General features: G+C 35.6%; 15 protein-coding genes, 1 tRNA gene and 1 other RNA gene. 4 read left to right on the forward strand and 13 right to left on the reverse strand.

Going from position 1 to position 15,827, the window contains the following annotated elements:
* Positions 1-70: 70 nt before the first annotated feature.
* The 3 genes from PKC21_05815 (at position 71) to PKC21_05825 (ending at position 2,437) form a co-directional block, all read left to right on the forward strand.
* Positions 71-1,324 carry an adenosylhomocysteinase gene (locus tag PKC21_05815; GenBank protein HMR24852.1) on the forward strand — a complete coding sequence of 418 codons (1,254 nt, stop codon included), beginning with the start codon at positions 71-73 and terminating at the stop codon, positions 1,322-1,324.
* Positions 1,325-1,366: 42 nt separating this feature from the next.
* Complete coding sequence (efp, locus tag PKC21_05820) at positions 1,367-1,927, forward strand: elongation factor P (GenBank protein ID HMR24853.1); 561 nt, start codon at positions 1,367-1,369, stop codon at positions 1,925-1,927.
* Between the two features lie 198 nt (positions 1,928-2,125).
* Positions 2,126-2,437, forward strand: a complete 312-nt coding sequence (locus tag PKC21_05825; GenBank protein HMR24854.1) for a hypothetical protein — start codon at positions 2,126-2,128, stop codon at positions 2,435-2,437.
* A gap of 40 nt (positions 2,438-2,477) precedes the next feature.
* Here PKC21_05825 and rnpB read toward each other — a convergent pair.
* The 7 genes from rnpB to rpsU form a co-directional block, all read right to left on the reverse strand.
* Positions 2,478-2,847, reverse strand: an RNA gene (rnpB, locus tag PKC21_05830) — RNase P RNA component class A.
* Positions 2,848-2,950: 103 nt separating this feature from the next.
* A complete protein-coding gene (locus PKC21_05835; GenBank protein HMR24855.1) occupies positions 2,951-3,376 on the reverse strand; it encodes a ribonuclease HI family protein in 426 nt (141 codons plus the stop codon).
* Positions 3,366-4,076: a C4-type zinc ribbon domain-containing protein gene (locus tag PKC21_05840; protein ID HMR24856.1), complete on the reverse strand. Its 711-nt coding sequence runs from the start codon at positions 4,074-4,076 to the stop codon at positions 3,366-3,368. The genes PKC21_05835 and PKC21_05840 overlap by 11 nt, the downstream gene beginning before the upstream one ends.
* Positions 4,077-4,121: 45 nt before the next feature.
* Positions 4,122-4,197, reverse strand: a tRNA-Ile gene (locus PKC21_05845).
* Between the two features lie 112 nt (positions 4,198-4,309).
* Complete coding sequence (gene rpoD, locus PKC21_05850) at positions 4,310-6,076, reverse strand: RNA polymerase sigma factor RpoD (GenBank protein ID HMR24857.1); 1,767 nt, start codon at positions 6,074-6,076, stop codon at positions 4,310-4,312.
* Positions 6,073-7,860 (reverse strand): DNA primase, encoded by a 1,788-nt coding sequence (dnaG, locus tag PKC21_05855; protein HMR24858.1) that lies wholly within the window; start codon positions 7,858-7,860, stop codon positions 6,073-6,075. Before dnaG ends, rpoD begins: the two co-directional genes overlap by 4 nt.
* Positions 7,861-7,923: 63 nt before the next feature.
* The gene (gene rpsU, locus PKC21_05860) at positions 7,924-8,127 is read right to left on the reverse strand and encodes a 30S ribosomal protein S21 (protein ID HMR24859.1); all 204 of its coding nucleotides are present in this window, start codon (positions 8,125-8,127) and stop codon (positions 7,924-7,926) included.
* Positions 8,128-8,421: 294 nt separating this feature from the next.
* Here rpsU and PKC21_05865 point away from each other — a divergent pair, with 294 nt between their 5' ends.
* On the forward strand, positions 8,422-8,826 hold the full coding sequence (locus tag PKC21_05865) for a hypothetical protein (protein HMR24860.1): 405 nt from the start codon (positions 8,422-8,424) through the stop codon (positions 8,824-8,826).
* 5 nt (positions 8,827-8,831) lie between these two features.
* Here PKC21_05865 and PKC21_05870 read toward each other — a convergent pair whose 3' ends face one another.
* The 6 genes from PKC21_05870 to rpoN form a co-directional block, all read right to left on the reverse strand.
* Complete coding sequence (locus PKC21_05870; protein HMR24861.1) at positions 8,832-11,021, reverse strand: thiamine pyrophosphate-dependent enzyme; 2,190 nt, start codon at positions 11,019-11,021, stop codon at positions 8,832-8,834.
* Positions 11,022-11,147: 126 nt separating this feature from the next.
* On the reverse strand, positions 11,148-12,311 hold the full coding sequence (metK, locus tag PKC21_05875) for a methionine adenosyltransferase (GenBank protein HMR24862.1): 1,164 nt from the start codon (positions 12,309-12,311) through the stop codon (positions 11,148-11,150).
* 162 nt (positions 12,312-12,473) lie between these two features.
* On the reverse strand, positions 12,474-13,370 hold the full coding sequence (gene rapZ, locus PKC21_05880; GenBank protein ID HMR24863.1) for an RNase adapter RapZ: 897 nt from the start codon (positions 13,368-13,370) through the stop codon (positions 12,474-12,476).
* A gap of 10 nt (positions 13,371-13,380) precedes the next feature.
* Positions 13,381-13,842, reverse strand: a complete 462-nt coding sequence (locus PKC21_05885; GenBank protein ID HMR24864.1) for a PTS sugar transporter subunit IIA — start codon at positions 13,840-13,842, stop codon at positions 13,381-13,383.
* A gap of 40 nt (positions 13,843-13,882) precedes the next feature.
* Complete coding sequence (gene raiA, locus PKC21_05890; protein ID HMR24865.1) at positions 13,883-14,173, reverse strand: ribosome-associated translation inhibitor RaiA; 291 nt, start codon at positions 14,171-14,173, stop codon at positions 13,883-13,885.
* Positions 14,174-14,297: 124 nt separating this feature from the next.
* Complete coding sequence (gene rpoN / locus PKC21_05895; GenBank protein HMR24866.1) at positions 14,298-15,734, reverse strand: RNA polymerase factor sigma-54; 1,437 nt, start codon at positions 15,732-15,734, stop codon at positions 14,298-14,300.
* Positions 15,735-15,827: the final 93 nt, after the last annotated feature.

The following is a 15,827-nucleotide window of genomic DNA, read 5'->3' on the forward strand; positions in this document are numbered from 1 at the left end:
TCCTTGGCAATCCCGGCATCTTCATATAGCTTATAAGCAGCAAAATTTTAGTGACTGAAAGGATTTTTTAATGGATTACAAAGTTAAAGATATTAACCTAGCCGAAAGTGGAGATAAAAAAATTTCTTGGGCAGAAAGCAGAATGCCCGTCTTGATGAGTTTAAGAGAAAAAGCCAAAAAAGAGCAACCTTTAAAAGGTCATACCATTGCCGGTTGTCTTCATGTCACCAAAGAAACTGCCGTATTGATTGAAACGCTTAAAACCGCCGGAGCAGAAATTGCTTGGTCAGGTTGCAATCCTCTATCCACACAAGATGACATTGCTGCCTCATTGGCCAAGCGGGGGATTGCCATTTATGCTTGGCATGGCATGAATAACGATGACTTTTACAAGTGCATAGATGCCACCATAGAAAAGAAACCAAACCTTACCTTGGATGATGGAGCTGACCTTATTTTTACAGTTCACAATAAATATCCAGACTTAACTGCTGATATTATCGGCGGAACAGAAGAAACCACCACAGGTGTTCACAGGCTAAGAGCCATGGCAAAAGACGGTGCTTTAAAATATCCTGTATTTGCGGTCAATGATTCTGCAACAAAATGGGATTTTGATAATGTTTATGGCACTGGCCAATCCTCTTTGGATGGCCTTTTAAGAGCTACCAGTGTACTTATTGCTGGAAAAAATTTTGTAGTAGCAGGTTATGGCCACTGTGGTCGTGGTGTTGCCATGCGTGCTCAAGGTATGGGTGCAAAAACCATTATTACTGAAGTAGACCCTGTAGCGGCTCTTCGTGCAACTTTAGAGGGACACACAGTCATGACCATGGATGAAGCTGCCAAACATGGTGATATTTTTATGACTGCAACAGGTATGAAAGACGTTATTGTCAAAAGACATTTTGAGTCTATGAAAGACGGTGCTATCGTATCCAACACAGGCCACTATGACTGCGAGTTGAATCTAGCAGACTTAGAAAGTATCAAAGAAAACAAACGTGAAATCAGAACCAGCAATGAAGAATACACTTTAAAAAATGGCAACCGAATTTATGTCATTGGTCAAGGTCGTCTTATCAACTTGGTTGCAGCAGAAGGCCATCCTTCTGAAGTAATGGACATGTCTTTTGCCAACCAGTTCTCTGCTATGGTTAAATTGGCAAAAGAAGGGCAAAGTTTGGAAAATCAGGTTTATATCCTTCCCAGTGAACTTGATGAAGAAATAGCAGGTATTAAACTCAAGACCATGGGTCTAGGCATTGATAGCTTAACTGAAGATCAAATTGCTTATCTAACAGATTATGCCTCTGGCACATGATTTCAATAAAGCTCTTAATGGTATGAAAGGATAATAAGCATAATGATTGGATCAAAACAGCTTAAAGTGGGCATGATTATCAAGCATGAAGGTGAGTTATGGCGTGTTATGAGTACCATGCACACTCAGCCTGGTAAAGGTGGCGCTTATATTCAAACAAAACTGCGAAATGTTTTAAAAGGTACACAAACAGAGTATCGTTTTAGATCTGGAGAACCTGTTGAAAGAGTAGTACTGGATCAAAGAGACGCACAGTTTTTGTATGCAGAAGGCGAAACCTACCATTTCATGGACAATACTTCTTATGAGCAAATTCAAATGCAAAAAGACAATCTTGAGAATGCCTTGCCTTATTTAAAAGATGGTGGGAGTGTTATGATTGAATTGTATGAAGGTAGCCCTATTGGTATTGAAATGCCAAAAAGTGTTCGCTTAAAAATCATTGAGACAGAACCCTACATTAAAACCGCAACTGCCACTAACTCTCTCAAAGGCGCTAAACTTGAAACAGGGTATTCTGTTAAAGTCCCAGGTTTTATTGAGGAAGGCGAAGAAATAGAAATTGACACTAGCACCGGTGAGTACTTAAGCCGAGCAAAATAAATGGCTCTGTACTATCCTTTTTTTCAAGTTGGCGATAAAATAAAAATTGCTGATAAACAATTTTTATTGGATTTCAAACAAAAATAGGACAAGCAAATTATAGATTGGTATCACCCCGTCACTGAAAAAGACCATATCCCCTATGCCAATAGCTATGCTTATATATCCCAAGTTATGACTTACCATGGTGGAGCTATATTGTATGAGCTTCAAGGTAATAATTTAGTCTGGCACCAACCTTGTTTAGTGGATGGCTATATTCACTCAGAAAAAAAGGAAGATTCTATCACTGTAGCCTCTGATTTTTATGATGTAAAAACAATAAAAAAGAATAACTCGAACTATTTAGAAATTCACGATAAATCAGGTTTTTGTCTGGCTTCTTTTTATACGCTAGATGAAAACCTAAGCCATACTATTCAACAGTTGGCATCTCTTAGAAATAGATACTCTTTTGAACAGCGTTTTCTATTCTCTCCACGATATGAAACTAACAGCGATGAAGAATAAAATATGATGGAGCTCATAGAATAGAACTCCACCACATTATAAATTAAGTTAAATATAAGCCGGATTCTGTATGTATTGCTACATTGATCATCATTTATCTAGGCTTGCTGTTACCAACAAGCTCAAGCGATCTACCCAAAAGCCTCGGGCGGGACACCCTCAAACACTTTTCTATTTGATCTTGCTTCAGATGGGGTTTACCGCACGGCCGCTCACACGGCTCTCGTGAGGGAGCTCTTACCTCCCTGTTTCACCCTTACCTGTAAGTTACTTACAGGCGGTTTACTTTCTGTTGCACTTTCCTGCAGTCACCTGCACTGGTCATTAACCAGCATCTTTCCCTATGAAGTCCGGACTTTCCTCTGATATACTACTAAAAATAGTACGTCAGCGATGATCCATTTAACTTTATTCAAACCGTTCTATCAAAATGTTAATAAAAGAAAAAGTATATTTTTTGAGATAAACCTTAAAAAACAGCTCCCTCAACTTTAACAAAAGCAGTTAAAAACTCTAGAATTTACTATCCAAGGCAATATTTGCCAGTTCATCCGCACGTTTATTGTACTCGCGTCTAACATGTTCAATCTCAAACGAATCAAATAATTGAATTTTATCCATAGCCTGTTGCCATAATTTTTTTAATTCTGGATTTTTAACTTTATAGATACCTTGAATTTGCCGGACCATAAGCTGTGAATCTGCATAAATTTTTACATTTTTACACATTTGAGCTTTGGCCAAATCAAGCGCTTCAAGAAGCGATGTATACTCAGCAACGTTATTGGTAGCCTGTCCAATATATTTTGCAACCGTAGCAAGCTCTTGTCCATCTTTAGCGCATAAACTAACTCCTACTGATGCTTCTCCCGGATTGCCTCTTGAAGCTCCATCAATGTAAGCTATGCATATTGGTGAAGATTTTTTTTTATCGTTCAATGTAGTCTTCTAGATATAAAATTCTGTGACAATTGGGGCAGTTGTACAAATCTTTTTTAGTTTGCATTTCATTCACCATTTGGGGGGGTAAACTCATGTAACAACCTTTACAAACACCCTCATCTACACAGACAACTGCTTTATTTAAGCGTGTACGAATAAATTTATACTTGCTCAATAAAGCTTTCTCTATGTGATCATGGTATTGGTTGACTTCATTTTGGCGTTTGGAAATCTCTTGCGCGTAATAGTCACTCTTTTCATCAACCAAACTTTTAACATCATCAAACTCTGTTTCAACTTGTTCTAACTCTATTTTTTTTTGTTTTAAAGACTCTTCCAACTTTTGCAACTCTTCACTATGAGAAGCAATGGTTTGCTCCAAAGTAAAATTGCTTTTTTCAGTGGAATCAATTTCTCTACGTAAAGCTTGATATTCAAAATTATTTTTAATTTCATTTAATCTTATTTTACTTTTATTCAAGCGGGTCACTTCTAAACCAAGTTTTTCTTCTAAACTTATTTTTTCGGCTGTTAAGGTTTCTACACGACTATTAAGGCTTTTATATTGACTTAAAATTTGATCATAATTGTTTTTTACCGACTCTAGTTGATTAGGATAACCTTCTCTCTCAGACTTAATTTTATCCAACTCTATATCCAGCGTTTGTAATTTTAACAACTCTTCAAAATGCATCATCCATAACCCCATTATAATATTTATCAACTCACTTTAAACCAAGTATGGTGGGCCCTCCAGGATTTGAACCAGGGACCTGCCGGTTATGAGCCGGATGCTCTAACCACTGAGCTAAGGGCCCGCTAAACTTATGTTTAACCACTCTTATTTAAAGTTTATGCATTAATTTCATAGTTCTTACTTTTTTGCAATCATCTTTAGAGCTTATGCAAAAATAATCACTCTAACATACTCTAATTGTCTATGAATGTTTTAAGCTTCTTAGCACGGCTAGGATGTCTAAGCTTACGTAAAGCTTTGGCTTCAATTTGACGTATACGTTCACGTGTCACATCAAAATCTTGGCCAACCTCTTCAAGGGTATGGTCTGACTTTTCACCAATACCAAATCGCATGCGTAAAACTTTTTCCTCACGGGGTGTTAAGGTTGCAAGAATTTTACGGGTTTGCTCTGACAAACTCATTCCAACAACAGCATCAGATGGATTAATTGCATTTTTATCTTCAATAAAATCACCCAAGCTTGAATCTTCTTCTTCACCTATAGGCGTTTCCAAAGAAATTGGCTCTTTTGCAATTTTTAGAACTTTACGCACTTTATCAACTGGCAGCTCCATTCTTTCCGCAATTTCATCTGGAGAGGGCTCTCTGCCCAGTTCTTGAACCAAAAATCTTGAAGTTCTGACCAATTTATTGATGGTTTCAATCATATGTACAGGAATACGAATTGTTCTCGCCTGATCTGCAATTGCGCGAGTAATGGCCTGACGGATCCACCAAGTAGCATAAGTTGAAAACTTATAACCTCTTCTGTACTCAAATTTATCAACAGCTTTCATCAAACCTATATTACCTTCTTGAATCAAGTCCAAGAACTGTAAACCTCTATTGGTATATTTTTTTGCAATAGAAACCACCAAGCGTAAATTAGCTTCAATCAGCTCTGCCTTTGCTATATCTGCTAAACGCTCACCTTTACGAATTCTATTGTAAGTATCTTTAAGCTGCTTAGCTGTCATGCCAGCATCTTCTTCAACACTTAAAACTCTTTTTTCTGCAACTCTGATTGCTTTCACTAGATCTACTAAAACTTCTAAAGAAATCTTTTTTAACTTTTTTTCTACTTTTTTAGCTTCGGCACTGCCTTTTTTAGACTCTTTGAATAAAGCTTTTAATTCTTTTGTTGTTTTACCCGATCTTTTTTCAGCAGATGTAAAAACTTTTTCAGATTGATCAATCTTTAAAATCATTGTTTTTAAACGAGATACAATCCTATTAATCCATTTGCGATTAAGGTTAATTTCCTTAAGCGTCTCAAACATCTTAATATAATTTTTTTCTACTTTTTCAGTGATTTGACGTTTTTTTAAATTTGACCGACCTGCAGTTTTTTTGTCTTTCAACTGCTTTTCGTTATCTTTGTCAATACGCTTAATTCTATCAATCAGCTTAAGAACTGCTTTGGTGGTACCTTCTTCATCAAATGTTTCATCATCTTCTTCTATACCACGAATAAGATCTTTAATTCTTATGGTTCCTTTTTTAAGCTTTTCACCTATATTTAAAATTTCTTTTACACCTAAAATAGAACGAATAAGGATTTGAAGCACATCGTCTTCACCTTCTTCTATTCGTTTAGCAATTTCGACTTCGCCTTCTCGAGTAAGCAAAGCAACAGAACCCATGCGTTTTAGATAAACTCTAACTGGGTCATTAGATTTTGAATCACTATCATCCGTGGTATCTTCACCTTCAGAGTCATCTTTTGAGCCAGCTTTCAGTGCCATACCTTCTTGTTCAGAATCAACAATACTTATGTCCATCTCTCCAAACATAACCATGATATCATCAAGCTGGTCATTAACCACGACATCTTTAGGCAATACATCATTAACCTCTTCATAGGTTAAATACCCTTTTTCTTTACCTGTCTCTATGAGGTTTTTGACTACATTAACATCTTTATTTTCGTCGTCTCTCATACTGCCTCCTTGACTCATAAACCTTCTGGTTTAGAGTTTGTTTGTAAAGTTTTTTTTAAGCTTTCAATCTCACTAAAAATAGCATGTATATCTTCCGTAGATTGACCTTCACTGCTCTTTAGTTGTTCTGTTAAAAATTTTATACGTTTGGTTTTCATTTTTTTAATACAATCCGACCAAATCTTTTCCCAATCTTCCTGGATATCATAGTTATCTTCTAAAAATGCTTTGCTTAAAGCTCCAATATGTTCTTTTACCGGCCACAAATCAATACTTCTGGCCAAATTGCTTTCAGCTGTCGCATTTTCGCGATTGGCATCCAACCATGATAAAATATGTTCTTGAAAGCTTTGATCAAAATATTGTTCAGCTTGATCTTTTATATAACGATCAAAACTTTGTGGAACTTGCAAAAGAACTCGTAACAATAAACTTTCCTCACGCCAGAACTTTTCTTGAACACTGTTTTTATGCAAAGATTTTTGCATTTGTGTCACAGGTTTTTTTACTTTTATAAAGCTACTTTTTCCATAAAAAATATCTTTTTCAACCGAGGTCTGGCTTACCAATTGATTCAACAAAGCTTCTTTTAAATAAACATCGCTTGTTAGCTTGATTAGTTCTACTAAAGTTTCAATTGCCATTGATTTTTTTCTTATATCTTGGTTACTTAAAAACTCCTTCTCAATATAGTAATCCAATAGTTTTTTAGGGTTGACCAATTGTTGGGTTAAGCTTTTAAACTTATGCTTGTCTTTTGCAACGCTATCTGGATCTTCCCCTTCTGGTAAAAAAATGACTCTTGCATCCAAACCTTCACTAACGGCTGGAACTAAAGCTTTATATGCGGCATTAACCCCCGCTTGATCACCATCAAAAATAAAAACAATTTGATCCGTATACTTGCGCAAAACTTTGGCGTGATCTTTAGTAAAAGCTGTTCCCAAAGATGCTACGGCATTGTTTTGCCCTGCTTGATGTAAAGAAATGACGTCTGTATAACCCTCTACAACAATGGCTTTACCTTGTTTTTTAATGGCTTCTTTTGCTTGCCATAGACCAAAAAGTGTCCGACGTTTATTAAACAATATATGTTCTGGTGAATTGATATACTTGGGTTTACTATCATCAAGAACTCTAGCGCCAAAACCAATGGTCTGACCTTCGGTATCAGAAATAGGAAATACAATACGATTTCTATACATATCGTATACCCCTTTTTCATTTCTTCCTATTAAGCCTGAAGTCAACATATGTTTCTCTTCAATGCCTCCTTTTTTCACCAAAGCCTGATACAAATGTTTGGTCCCAGCTGGCGCAAAACCTATGCCCCACTTTTTTTGAATATCACTAGCATAGCCTCTTTTTTCAAGATACTCTCTGGCAAAAGCTGCTCTAGGCGACTTTGCCAAACATTTTTGAAAACATTGATTGGCATAAGCAAACAAATCTCTCATTTTTTTCTTTTGCTCTTTTTGCTGTTGATACTCTTGTGCTGATTGCCCCTGCTTGTATGGCCCTAAATCAATCCCTGCTTTACTCGCTAAACTTTCCAATGCTTCTGGAAAACTTAAACGATGATAATTCATCATAAATGAAAATACCGTACCACTTTCACCACAGCCAAAACAGTGATACAACTGTTTCTCTTCACTGACAGAAAAAGAAGGTGTTTTTTCTTCATGGAAAGGACAACAGCCCATCCAGTTGCTCCCTGAACGCTTTAAACGCGTTACTTGCGAGATAAGGTCAATTAAATTAGTTCTATGCCTAATTTCATCAACAATATCACTTGGAACCAAAGAATATCCCTCTCAAACTACAGTCTATTGTGAAATAAAACGGTATTTTCATGTAATGTAACATTAAAACCGAGGTGTCGATTTTCTTGCTGTCAATACATTACGTTTACGAGCCATAATCGCTTTTTTCTTTCTTTTCACGCTTGGCTTAACGTAATGCTCTCTTTTTTTTACTTCGGCTAAAATCCCTGCTTTTTCACAGATTTTTTTAAACCGGCGCATGGCCGCTTCAAAAGATTCGCCGTCTCTTACTTTAACTAAAGTCATGATATCATCACTCTCCTAAAAAATTCAATAACTTAGTCAGTTAATGCGGCAATGTTACATATAATACACGTTAAGTCAACCTGCTTCTCGCTTTATTTTTGCTTGAGAACCCTTCTCCTCTATACCTGGAGTTTTTTTCTAAATGATGCTCTAGCTCGTTTATTTGATCAAGGCTAAAAAACGCGTTTTGGGCCTAATTACCAAAGTTTTATTGCTTAAACACAGCCCAAGCTTCTTAATTAAGGCTAATCTAAGGTGCATTTTAAAACCAAATTGTGTTAGTCTGCTTAAGACATGAAGTATTTAATTATTGTATTCAATTTACTTTTAGGCAACTTAACGGGCATTTTTATCAATGCATTTGATCTAAAAGCTTCTTTTATTTTTTCTATGGTCGCCACCGGATCCTTGTTTTTATGTTTAGATTTTTTACAAAAAAGATTCCAAACAGCGGGTTTAGGCACATCAATTATTTTAAGTATTCTAAATAGTCTTTTTATTGTTTACTTCTCTTTCTTAATCATGACGATTTCTCTTTCGGACATTTCAGTTCAAGATATTTTTAAATCTGTCGTTGCTAGTTTTTTATTCTCTTCAGCAGCAATCATCCCAGCTATTCCAATTACACTATTTAATATCTTTCTTTTTAGCCTTTTTATAAAAACACTTGGCAATCGCTCTTTGAACACAAAAAAATAATTGGTTTAGAATTTTTTTAGTTCTCTCACTATGTCTTCTTCAGTTGGAAGAACTAAGTTTGCTGCTGGGCCTAAAGGTATATAAGATTCTTGGGCTTCAATCACTTTGAGTTGAATAGTTTTAAATTCTTCTAATATAGCTCTGCTTAAGCTATCTGCAACACCACCATTTTTTCTGCACTCATCAACAATCAAAATTTGCTCTACTTGCAATCGTTTGAGGTGTTTAAAAAGATGCTCTATAGGCAGTGGATGTAGCCATCTTAAATCAATGACACTGACTTCTTTATGTTGTTCCTCTTTTAATTTTTTAGCGGCTCTTAAACTCATGTAATAGCCATTGGCATAACTGATAATCACTGTTTTTGATTTTCCATGAACAGAGCACTCACCACATTCAATGGTTTCATTCACTTTGGGGTATTTAAAACTCCAAACTTCATCTTGATCTTCATACAAATCTTTGGTCATATACAGAGCAATAGGCTCTAAAAAGAAAACTACTTTCCCACAATGCTTTGCTAGATGATAGCACGTACGTAACATTTTAACCGCGTCATCTCCACGCGATGGTGCAGCAATGATTACGCCCGGAACATCTCTCAAAGCCGCGATAGAATTATCATTATGAAAATGCCCACCAAAACCTTTTTGATAAGCAAAAGATGCTATACGAATAAGCATAGGGTTGTGAAACTGCCCATTAGAAAAAAAGGTTGTTGATCCAGCCTCGCTACGAATCTGATCTTCAGCATTATGGTAATAAGCGAGATACTGTATTTCTGGAATAGGTAAAAAGCCCATATGTGACATGCCAATGGCTAAGCCTAAGATTGACTGTTCATCTAGGACTGTATTAAACACACGTGCAGGGCCAAACTGTTCATACAAACCTTTGGTTACATGATATACCCCACCTTTTTTAGCGACATCCTCACCAAAAATCATTACGCTTGCATCCTTTTGCATGAGTTCTTTCAGTCCCAAAGAAATTAACATGGCCATGTGCCTAGGCTTTTCATTATTTTTATCCAGAACAACTTCCGTTGGTTTTTTATTTTCTTGTAACTGTAATCGTTTACAGTCAATGGTTTTTAAATCATGATTATAAACATTAGCTAGTGTTTGTGATGTTTCGATTTTTTTTAAACTTAAACACTGTTTACTTTTTTCAGTAATATCTTGATTGATTTGATAATAGGTTTGAAGAATCTCTTCCTTACTTACAATATCATGCTCAATCAATGTTTGAGCCCAAGCCAAAATTGGATCATTTTTTTCTTGCTGCAAAATTTCTTGCTCAGACAAATAGGCCGCTTGGATATCGCTGCCTGCATGTCCCATGAGGCGAGTAGTTTTTAAATGTAAAAAAACCGGTTTTTTATAATTTCTGCAATAATCAATAGCCATTTTAACCTGATGATAGGCATCTTCGATATGGTTGCCATCCGCATAAAAATATTTTAAAGACTTAGTTTCTGCAAAGTTATTTTGAATCCAGTGCTGTGGTGTTTTAACTGAAATTCCAAGACCATTGTCTTCGCAAACAAATAAAACAGGCATGGGAAGTTTTTGATAGGCCGTCCATTTTGCCGTATTAATTGCACCCAGTGCAGTTGAATGATTGGCAGACGCATCACCAAAACTACAACACACAATACTTTCTTTATTCACACCTTCCAAGCATTCTTGACCTTTTAATTTTGCCAGGGCATAGGCTGCGCCTACTGCTTTGGGTAAATGTGAAGCAATCGTGCTGGTTTGTGGTAAAACATTCAGCTTAACGCTACCCCAAACTTTGTGTCGCCCCCCACTAACAGGTTCATCTTGCGCACAAACCAGAGACATCAATACATCTTTTGTATAATTTCTTTCTGGGTCAAAACGATAACGTCTGGCCATCAAAGCACCACTTCTATAATGTAAAAAGCATGGATCAGTTACTTTTAAGTGTTGCCCAAGTAAAACATTACTCTCATGGCCTGCGCTACTAATAGTATAATACGCTAAATTTTTTTTCTTTAAATCTCTTGCTGTATAATCCAAAGCTCTGGACAACAATTGATCAAAAAACATATGTTTGAGCTCTTGTGCATGTTCAATAAAAAATGGGGTAGGTTTTTGAACTTGGTTTTTAATTTGATTTAAAAACTGAATAAATCCAAGTTCAATACTCTTTTGACGATCCAACTGCATTGAAAATATCCTAAACCACAGTTGAATGCTAAGCAACAAAAAGATCTAAGAGGTTAATCTATAGCGTTGCTCATTTTAATATTACTTTATGTCAAAATTAATAAAGATGAGGGCATTACAACAACCTTAAGCAAAAAAGCTTTTTAACTCATTTACTTTATCAGTTTTTTCCCACGTAAACCCCGCTTCATCTCTACCAAAATGACCATAGGTCGCAGTAGCACGAAAACGTGGGCTGGTTAAGTCTAAGGTTTCAATGATACCTTTAGGTTTCAGTGGAAAAATTTCCCGAATCGCTTGTGGTAATTTCTCATCATCGATTTTAGCACTATCAAAGGTGTCTACCATAATGGATACTGGGTCAGCTACACCAATAGCGTAAGCCAATTGCACTTCACACTGATCTGCCAATTCAGCAGCAACAATATTCTTTGCAATATAACGGGCCATATAAGCTGCGCTACGATCAACTTTTGTTGCATCTTTACCTGAAAAAGCTCCGCCCCCGTGCCTTCCCCAACCGCCATAGGTATCCACTATAATTTTTCTGCCCGTCAAACCACAATCACCTTTAGGTCCACCCAAAACAAAACGACCTGTTGGGTTAACCAATATTTTAGTTTTATCACTGATTAAATTTTCTGGCAGGAAAGGAAGAATAACTTTATTTCTTATATCTTGCGAAATTGTTTCATGATCAATGTTTTCATCATGTTGAGAAGAAATAAGAACCGTATCAATATGAACTGGTTTACCGTTCTCATATTGGATGCTGACCTGACTTTTACCATCCGGTCTTAAATATGCTAAAGTTTTATTATGTCGAACATTTGCCAATTGTCTGGTTAATAAGTGAGCATAATAAATGGGAGATGGCATAAAATCTTTGTTTTCATTGCAGGCAAAACCAAACATCAAACCTTGATCACCTGCACCTTGCTCTTTAAATAAACCTTCACCTTCAGATACACCAACCGATATATCTTGTGATTGTTTTCCTAAAGAAACATGTACTGCACAAGTATCTGCATCAAAACCTTTTTCACTTGCATCATAGCCAATCTCTTTAACCACTTGACGTGCCACATCTGAAATTTCTACTTTAGCATTACTGGTTACTTCTCCTGCAATATGAATAAATCCGGTTCCACACATGGTTTCTGCTGCAACCCGACTTTGAGGATCCTGTTTTAACATCTCATCTAACAAGGCATCTGAAATCTGATCACAAATTTTATCTGGATGACCCTCAGTGACTGACTCTGACGTAAACAAAAAGTTCTTTAACATATTAACTCCAAGTAACCTTTTAATATTGCAAGTATTATACTCACTATTTACTGAACAATGAATTTTTTAGGGATACAGCCTGTGCTTTTTTAGGTCAAGCTAAAAAGCTTATAAAAGGGTATTGTGCTCATACATTTTAATTAAACACTAACAAAATCAAGCTTATGCGCTGGTCATATCTAGCATAATATCTCTATGTCTAATTGAAACTGATTTATACGTTTGAGCAATAAATTTATAAACTTGTTCAGCCATAGCAACTGATCTATGCTGTCCACCTGTACAACCAATGGCAATCGTCAAGTAAGCCTTAGGTTCCTGTTCATACTTTGGAATAGAAAACTTCAACAAATCTTGGATATAGTCTAAGTATTTTTGCGCATCTACTTGCTGCATAACATAAAGCTTTACTGCCTCATCTAAACCACTTAATTTTTTTAAATGGTCTTGAAAATAAGGATTGTTTAAAAACCTTACATCAAAAACTAGATCCGCGTTATGAGGTAGACCATGTTTAAATCCAAATGACAGCACTGAAATAAACATGTTTTTATAGACTGGCCAAGATGAAAAAATTTCCATACAGTGCCGTTTTAATTCATGCACATTATAAGCACTAGTATCAATAACTTGATCAGCTTCCATTTTTAGAGGTTGTAAAATTCTTAATTCCTCTTCTATTGCAGAAACAATATCTCCTTTTTTATCTACAGGATGTCGCCTACGTGTTAACCGAAATCGTTTAAGTAAACTTTCTTTGTCTGCTTGCAAAAACAACAGTTTTACTTTTTCACCATTTAATCTAAGTTGGTTAATCTTATCTGCAAAAGGTTTGATATTAACCAAACTCTCTCTTGCATCTATGACTAGGGCAATATTCTCTATGTTTTCTTTAGACTGCTTAAAGTAGCTGACACATTGATCAAACATTTGTACCGGCAGATTATCAATGCAATAAAAACCAATATCTTCTAAGGATTTAATAACCGTTGACTTTCCTGCCCCTGACAAACCAGAAACAATAATCAGGTTTAATTTTTTACTCTCTTTTGGCTTCATGATTATTCAATCAATAACTACTATCTTTTTTTGCCAGTGCTTGTAAAACTTCATTTTCATCACTTGCTTTAATCAGTTGTTCTTTAAAGGAAGTATCATGTAAAAACTTAGCAACTCTCGACAATAACTTTAAATGTTTTTCAGTAGCTTTAACGGGACTCAATACACAAAAAATAAGGTGTACAGGTTTTTCATCAATAGCATCAAAGCCAACACCTTTAGCACTTTTTGCAATAAGGACATGGCTATCTTTAAATGACTTTAAACGCACATGCGGTATAGCCACCCCTGCACCAATTGCTGTTGAACTTAACTTTTCTCTATTAATTAAAGCTTGTGCTATTTCTTGAGCATCAACATCTCCAATTTTTTTTGCTGCATACGCTGCAAGCTCTTTTAAAATTGAAGCTTTACTATTGGACTCCAAGTTAAGCAAAACATACTTGTTCTGTGTTTTCTCCCAAACTGACACAGCCAACAAAATAGCTTAAAAATCAATATTGATAAAATTTTTAACCTTGTGCTCGTATTTTATCATTATGCTTTTTTATTGACTGTTCTAGTTTTGTTACTGCATCATCAATAGAGGCATACATATCTGTACTTTCAGCACTGACAGTTGAAGAAAATTGTTTTGCGGTAAAGTTTATTTCTGCTTGATGTCTATGGCCATCAACACTTAGAACAATATGTGCTTCGCTAGCTGGATTATTGTATTTTTCTAGTTTTCTTAGCTTTTCGTATGCATGTGTTTTTAATGCATCGCTACTATCCATATGCCTAAATGTTATATTTTTTTTCATTGTAAAATACTCCTTCTGCACACCCGTATTGCTTTTTTAAACCCTAAAAACGATGTCTGTTCTTTAAAGGTTAAAGTCAAGATGCTTATTTCTTAACTATTCTTAAACTATCTTCTATTTGATCTTAGTTCAATAAAACTTGTTTTCTTTTTGAGGATGACAAAATACCTAACATTTCTCTATACTTAGCTACTGTTCTACGGGCAATGTCTATATTTTTTTGTCTTAACAATTCTACAATTTCCTGGTCACTGAAGGGTTTTTTTGCGTCTTCACTTTGTATCACCAACCTAATTTTTTCTTTTACAGCTTCTGAAGCCATATTGGTACCTTCTACGCGTTTTATACCTGAGTTAAAGAAAAACTTAAGCTCAAAAATACCCTGCGGTGTATGTACATACTTATTGGTTGTTACCCTACTTACTGTTGACTCGTGCATGCCTATATCTTCAGCAATATCTTTTAAAACCATAGGTTTTAACCCGCCAATGCCTTTTTCAAAAAAGTCTCTTTGCATTTTTACTATAGACTCTGTGACTTTATAAATAGTTCTTTGTCTTTGATGAATAGAACGAATCAGCCATATTGCTGAACGCAGTTTTTCATTGATGTATTCTTTTACACTTTCAGAAGTCTTTGCTCCCCTTAAAGCCTGCTCATACAATCGAGAAATTTTTAATTTTGGCAGGCCATCTTCATTTTGACGAATCACATACTCACCATTAATTTTATCAACATAGATATCTGGCGTGATATAATTTGAGTTTTCGTTAAAAAATTGTCGGCCCGGTCTAGGGTCTAATGAAGATATATACTCTATACACTTTGCCAATTGTTGTTTTGACATACCCGTAGATTTGCATATTTCCGCGTAATTTTTCTTTTCTAAATCAGCTAAATGCTCCCGAACAACCATTTTAACCAAATGACTGCTCTTTTTGTAATTACACTGTGCCAACAAGCACTCTTTTAAATTTCTAGCAGCAACACCAACAGGATCAAAACTTTGAACACATTCCAAAACTGCTTCTACATCTTCAAACTCTACTTCTAAACTTTGTGCAATTTCTTCACACGATGTTCTTAAATATCCATCTTCTTCTAGATTACAAATAATAGCATTAGCAATTCTTCTATCTTCTTCAATCAATTTGCTTAAATACAATTGTTGCAATAAGTGATCAATTAGCGTGGTTTCTTTAACCAAATTAGCCTCAAATGAAGGCTTATCAGGGTCATAGTCACGGATTGCTCTTCCTTCAGATGCGGTTCTATGGCTTTGGCTATTTAAATAGTTTTCCCAATTGATATCCTCTGAGCCTTGATTTTTTTGTGGATCAACTTCTTTATTGGCATCTTGCTCACGCTGGGCCAGTTTCTCTTCTCTATTTTCAGATTGACTAACAACTTCTTCTAACAAAGGATTTTCAACCAATTCAGTCATACAGTGCTCAGCCAGCTCCATGCGATTCAATTGCAATAATTTAATTGCTTGCTGCAATTGTGGTGTCATCACCAACTGCTGACTTAACTTTAAACTCTGCTTTAACTCTATTGCCATCTAATTACCTTCCGTTTCTTTACTTATATTCTACTGTATCAAACAAAAAAAGGAACTGTAAACATTAAAATTTTAATTTTTCTTAAAAAATCA

The organism is Oligoflexia bacterium, assembly GCA_035326705.1.
GTDB lineage: Bacteria > Bdellovibrionota_G > JALEGL01 > JALEGL01 > JALEGL01 > JALEGL01.